At 49.3% G+C, this 5,422-nt stretch carries 4 protein-coding genes; all 4 read left to right on the forward strand.

Features of this window, described 5'->3' with window-relative positions; genetic code table 11:
* The first annotated feature begins 125 nt into the window (after nt 1–125).
* Nucleotides 126–2,066, forward strand: coding sequence for a DNA topoisomerase III (locus KDK17_RS12385; RefSeq protein ID WP_257253216.1), 1,941 nt, complete (start codon nt 126–128; stop codon nt 2,064–2,066).
* 195 nt (nt 2,067–2,261) lie between these two features.
* Nucleotides 2,262–2,606: a hypothetical protein gene (locus KDK17_RS12390; protein WP_257253217.1), complete on the forward strand. Its 345-nt coding sequence runs from the start codon at nt 2,262–2,264 to the stop codon at nt 2,604–2,606.
* 154 nt (nt 2,607–2,760) lie between these two features.
* A complete protein-coding gene (locus KDK17_RS12395) occupies nt 2,761–3,912 on the forward strand; it encodes a lipopolysaccharide kinase InaA family protein (RefSeq protein ID WP_257282365.1) in 1,152 nt (383 codons plus the stop codon).
* A gap of 280 nt (nt 3,913–4,192) precedes the next feature.
* A partial coding sequence (locus tag KDK17_RS19580) for an RING finger domain-containing protein (protein ID WP_257288191.1) occupies nt 4,193–5,422 on the forward strand: 1,230 nt, incomplete at its 3' end.

The following is a 5,422-nucleotide window of genomic DNA, read 5'->3' on the forward strand; positions in this document are numbered from 1 at the left end:
ACGGCGTAGATAAGTCTACATAATTACAGATTATGTTAGATTTTTAGTAGCGGCTATGACATGACCAGAAAGAAATTTATCATAGGCAGCTGCACCATTGATCTGATGGAACCTTTGTTGACCGAATGCGCTTAATCATTGCTGAAAAACCCAGCCTGGGCAGAGCCATAGCCGATGTATTGCCCCGGCCGCATAAACGACAAGATGGCTACATAGAGACGGCATCCGGTGATGTCGTGACCTGGTGTATTGGCCACCTGCTGGAGCAGGCTGAGCCTGAACATTATGATCCCGCCTACAAGCAATGGCGTTTTGAACATTTACCCATTGTTCCCCAACAGTGGCAACTGCAACCGCGAAAAAACACTCGCGCCCAGTTATCGGTGATTCGCAAGCTGTTGAAGACAGCGGATGTCATCGTTCATGCCGGAGACCCGGACAGGGAAGGGCAGTTGTTGGTAGATGAAGTACTGGATTACCTCAAGCTTTCACCAACCCGCAGGAAAAGCGTTCGTCGTCTGCTAGTGAATGACTTGAATGGCTCAGCGGTCAAGAAAGCCTTCGACCGAATGCAGAGCAATTCGGACTATGTTCCACTCTCGGTTTCTGCCCTGGCTCGCTCCCGTGCCGACTGGCTCTATGGTATCAATTTAACCCGTGCTTATACCGTTCTTGGCAAGAAAGCAGGTTATGGGGGGTTGCTTTCTGTGGGTCGGGTACAGACACCGGTGCTGGGTCTGGTGGTGCGAAGAGACGAAGACATTGCTCAATTCCAACCGAAACCTTATTTCGAGGTCTTTGCCCTGCTGGTGACTGATCGGGGTGAGTGCTTCAAGGCCAAGTGGCAACCCAGTGAAGCCTGTCAGCCCTGGATGGATGACGAGGGTCGTGTGCTGGATCGTCGGCTGGCGGAAAATGTTGTCAGCAGGATACAGGGCAAGCAGGGAACAGTCAGTAAGCTGGAGAATAAACCCGCTAAGGAGTCTCCACCTTTACCCTATTCACTTTCCGTTCTTCAGATTGATGCTGCCAAACAGCTAAGGATGAGTGCCAAGGAGGTGCTGGATGTCTGTCAAAAGCTTTATGAGCAGAAACTGGTGACCTATCCCCGTTCGGATTGCCGTTATCTGCCCGTGGAGCATTTCAGGGAGGCACCGGAAGTGCTGGCAGCGATCCGAAGTAATGATGAAAAACTGGCCAGCGCTGTTGACGGTGCATTACCCGATCGCAAAAGCAAAGCCTGGAATGACAAGAAGGTCGGCGCACACCACGGGATTATCCCCACCACCCGAAGAGCCGATCTCTACAAAATGGGTGACCGGGAGCGTAACCTATATCGCCTGATTGCCAGACAGTATGTGGCTCAGTTTTATCCGGATCACCGATTTTTAGCCCGAAAAGTCAGTGTCACCCTGGAAGGCGGGTTATTCATGGCCAGCAGCAGGGAAGTGCAGGAAGAAGGCTGGACAGCCATTTTTCCCCGCAAGCCATCATCAACTACAGATAAACAATCCGATAAATTCGAGGGTCAAAGGTTACCGGAATTGCAGCAAGGACAGACACTGCTGTGCAAGGAAGCAGAGTTGGCAGAGAAACAAACCCAACCACCCAGGCCATTTACCGATGCCACCCTGCTATCAGCCATGACCGGAATTGCCCGCTATGTGAAGGATACCGAGATCAGGAAGGTGCTGAAGGAGACCGATGGTTTGGGTACCGAGGCTACCCGGGCAGGGATTATTGAACTATTGTTCAATCGGAAATATCTTGCCCGCCAGGGCAAAAACATTCATGCCACTGAAACCGGGAAAGCATTGATCAAAGCGCTGCCGGAACCTGTCAGTCGTCCAGACATGACCGCTCGTTGGGAAGCGTCACTGAATCAGATCGTGGAGAAAAAAGGTTCTTACCAGACCTTTATGAATCAGCTTGAACAGCAACTGCTGCAGTTGTTGCAGGAAGCCGGGCAGTCAGGAACGATCAATGTGCAGGGGCTGCCTCCGGTATCGCCCAACCGGTTCAAGAAGAAAACCCGCCGTAGAAAAACTACCCGTCGAGCTTCCTGACAGGAAAAGATGTCTGATAAGTGAACGAATCTACAGGTTTAATCCAGCCAGGCAGCTTGCTCCTCCAAGAGTCTTCAGTTTCTGGCAAGGGCTGTGTTAGAGTGTTTCACGATTCCACGAGACCTGATACGTTAAGCCTTCTCCGCCGACGTTTCTGGCGTGGGTGACTATGACTTCGAACAGGATAATCTCCTCATGTACAAAGCTTCTCTGGCCATTCTGGTTGGGCTGGGTATGACCGGACTGGTATCCGCATCGGATAATTACTCCTTCACCTGTCACCGTGGCAAACAGGAACGCAAGATAAGCGTCGTTTATCTGCAACGTGAGTCCAGTGTGCCCTGCGAGGTTCGCTACACCAAAGGCAGTCGGGAAGAGACGCTCTGGAACGCCAGTTACACTGCGGGCTATTGCGAAGATCAGGCCTCGGAATTTGTGAAAAAACAGGAAGGCTGGGGCTGGAGCTGCACTACAGATCAGTCACAAACCGATGAAAGTCTGCCAGAAGACACCGAAGCCAAAGCCGCAGAGTCTGATTGAAAACCGACTGCTTTGCCGACCCGGATTGAGAACATAACTGTATTCGGGCTGGCAGCGCGGATCTGACTCATTGAAAAAATTTTGATGGCAGTTGAACTCCCTGGATCGATCAGGATCAAAAGAATAAAGAAGATCTGATACAGGAGTACTTTTTATGCCACCTAACCGCTTTGTCCATGGGCAAACACTTCCTATTCTGCTGGCCCTACTGCTCTCTATGCAGACGGCTCATTCATTTTCTTCGGAAAATTGTCAGACAGGTCCATGCAGTCGCCCTTCAAACTACCTGCTGCCTTTGACTGCCCTGACTGCGGCTGTGATTACCTATTATGCATGGCCTGAGAGACTGGGCATTCCAGTAGCCGGGGATGATGAATCCTGCAATATCCAGCCCTTTGAACTCTGGAAGCCGAAACTAGACAGTGAATTCTGTCAGTCTCTGATTTCCAGCAAAAACGGCACCGAAGCATTGAAGTTATTAAAAAAAACGGGAGTAATGCAGCCTGGGACAATGGCCTGCAACGACTGGCAAGCTCATCTGGCAGACTATTTCAACTGGCGTTGGCCAGGCAACAGCGCCAGCCAGTGGCAACAAATTCCTGTGCATCATGGGAAGTATCAGCAGGTGGTTGACACCATGGATGAAGCTGGCCTCATGGGCATTATAAGCACTCTGTATGGTTCTCCTTCGGTGCATTCGTTGAACACGATATGGATCGACGGCCAGCAGTATATTCTCAAAGGCTATGTTAACAGTGGCTTTATTATTGCCCCTATGTTGAAAGTGGCTGAATGCTATTTTGTGCCGGAAGAAGAGCCGTTGGCTCTGGGTTTCGATGAGTGGAGTGGATTGGTCGCGGGGCGTATGCACTCTTTGTTCAAAGCAGTGAAGGGGCGTTCTCTGGCAGACTGGGTCGCTGAGTCCCGTGAACCCTCAGGCGAGGTTGACATCAATGCCTTGTTCTCCGGGTTTGGGAAAGTTCTGGCGCAGTTTCACCTGCGTCACAGAGATTTGAAACTCAATGGACTCTACACCCTTTCCAGAGCGGTTCATCAAGACCTGAATTTCAAAAATATTTTTTATGATGAAGAGTCCGGTTTCTCGCTGATTGATACCATAGGGCTTTCTGACTCAGTTCTGGAATCAAAAGAAGTGTTCCTCGATCTGAAGCGGTTGTTCGGAGAAATGGACAAAAGCAGGATATCAAGGGACGCGTTTATCAGGGCCTATGTTGATCAGTGGCCAGAAGACGCTCGGGAGAATCTTTTGTTGGACATAAAATATATTCACACCCGGATCCGGTAATGATCGCCCCGGACCGGGGCTATCTCCGTCTGCTTCCGATCAGGGTCACAGACTAAACAAGACCGATTCAGGAACACTTCATGCCGTTAAGTCCCTTTAGCGGTGATGACTAGAGTCAATCAACACTCTATTTCGATTCAGACAGCACGTTTGCTTATTACTGGTTTTTGGTTTTTCCTGGAAGAAGGTCAGTTGGAGTAGTGGGTATGTGTAAACTTTTAGGCGAGCCCGACCTACTGTGGCTACACTCAGCTCTGACTGAAAAAAAATGGAAATTTGAGTGCAAATTAAAACAGTTTTCTTTTATATAATCGGGACACTCTTAATCTCTTTGGCAGCCAGTGGATTTGGTGATGACCATCCTCAAGGACATCTGCTCATCGTCACAAATGGGACACCTGACCAAGAGGCGTATCTGATACCAGGTTTTGTCTTCTTTGTGCCTGAAGACTCTCTGGCCTTGTTTGAAGACATACTGGTTGTGGCCAATGCTGCCTATATTGGCAGGGTGCCAATAGGCGAAGGTTCATTCAGCTGCCATCTACTGAAACGTGACGATATTGACACTCCCTCAACGGAACAAAGAAACTTCTTGTGTATCAGCCCTGAACTGCAAGTAGATAGAACTGACAGTGGCGAGGGCGATCTGGCTACAAATAATGTTTCTGAGGAAGCGGAGAAAAATGGCACGAGCTTTGTGTTGCCAGAATGGCCCGCATTAATACATGAACCTGACTTGCGATTATCGGGAAGAGGCTTTCCATTTGACCCACCGCCACCTCCCTCTATGCCGGGCATTCCTGCCAAGGGATTTTTTACTATGCCCGACTGGCAGTTTGACTACCTGTCAGCTCTGGCCCGGATCAGCCAGTGGCTGAAACAATGGCTTTATAATGGATATCCCACTACTTCCAGTGAATCTTCCAGTGAATCAAGACAATTCGTCAGCGCCACAGATTTATCTGCGGCTTTGGAAGGGATTACAAAGAAGAAGGCACACAATAAATCGTTATTCAGCCAAATGCCGCCAGATGCCTCAGAACTGCTTGCTCAACTTACAGGGAAAGGTTTGTCCGGCTATCCGCAAGTACATCAGTCAGAAACAGTTATGTTGTATCCCGCATTTATATTACCAAAGTCTGCTTCGAACAGCCTTGAAGAAGCGCAGGAGGTTGAATATGTTGGAGGAGCTTGCAGCGTATGTCTGACTGATTTTGTGGAATCTGACGATGTGGTGAAAACGTCATGTTCTCATTTGTTTCATATAGACTGCCTGAAAGTGTGGTTAACGACAGAACTTGATGGGCGAATGGTTAATACCTGCCCGGAATGTCGGCATGATCTGGTAGCATTACGTGGCTTTCTAATCCATAAGGAAATCACTATCAACCAAGAGAGGCGTGATAGCTCTGATCGTATCGCACTGCAAGAGCTTGCTCAAATTGTAACGGAAGTGCAGGCAGGGAGAGGAACCTGGCCCGAAGATGACGACCATATCTATGCAAGGTTG

Source organism: Endozoicomonas sp. SESOKO2 (assembly GCF_024606245.1).
Lineage (GTDB): Bacteria > Pseudomonadota > Gammaproteobacteria > Pseudomonadales > Endozoicomonadaceae > Endozoicomonas_A.

Excerpts from the sequence above, each read along its gene's own strand:
- KDK17_RS12385 (WP_257253216.1), top strand. The coding sequence starts at position 126 with ATGCGCTTAATCATTGCTGAAAAACCCAGCCTGGGCAGAGCCATAGCC.
- KDK17_RS12390 (WP_257253217.1), top strand. The coding sequence starts at position 2,262 with ATGTACAAAGCTTCTCTGGCCATTCTGGTTGGGCTGGGTATGACCGGA.
- KDK17_RS12395 (WP_257282365.1), top strand. The coding sequence starts at position 2,761 with ATGCCACCTAACCGCTTTGTCCATGGGCAAACACTTCCTATTCTGCTG.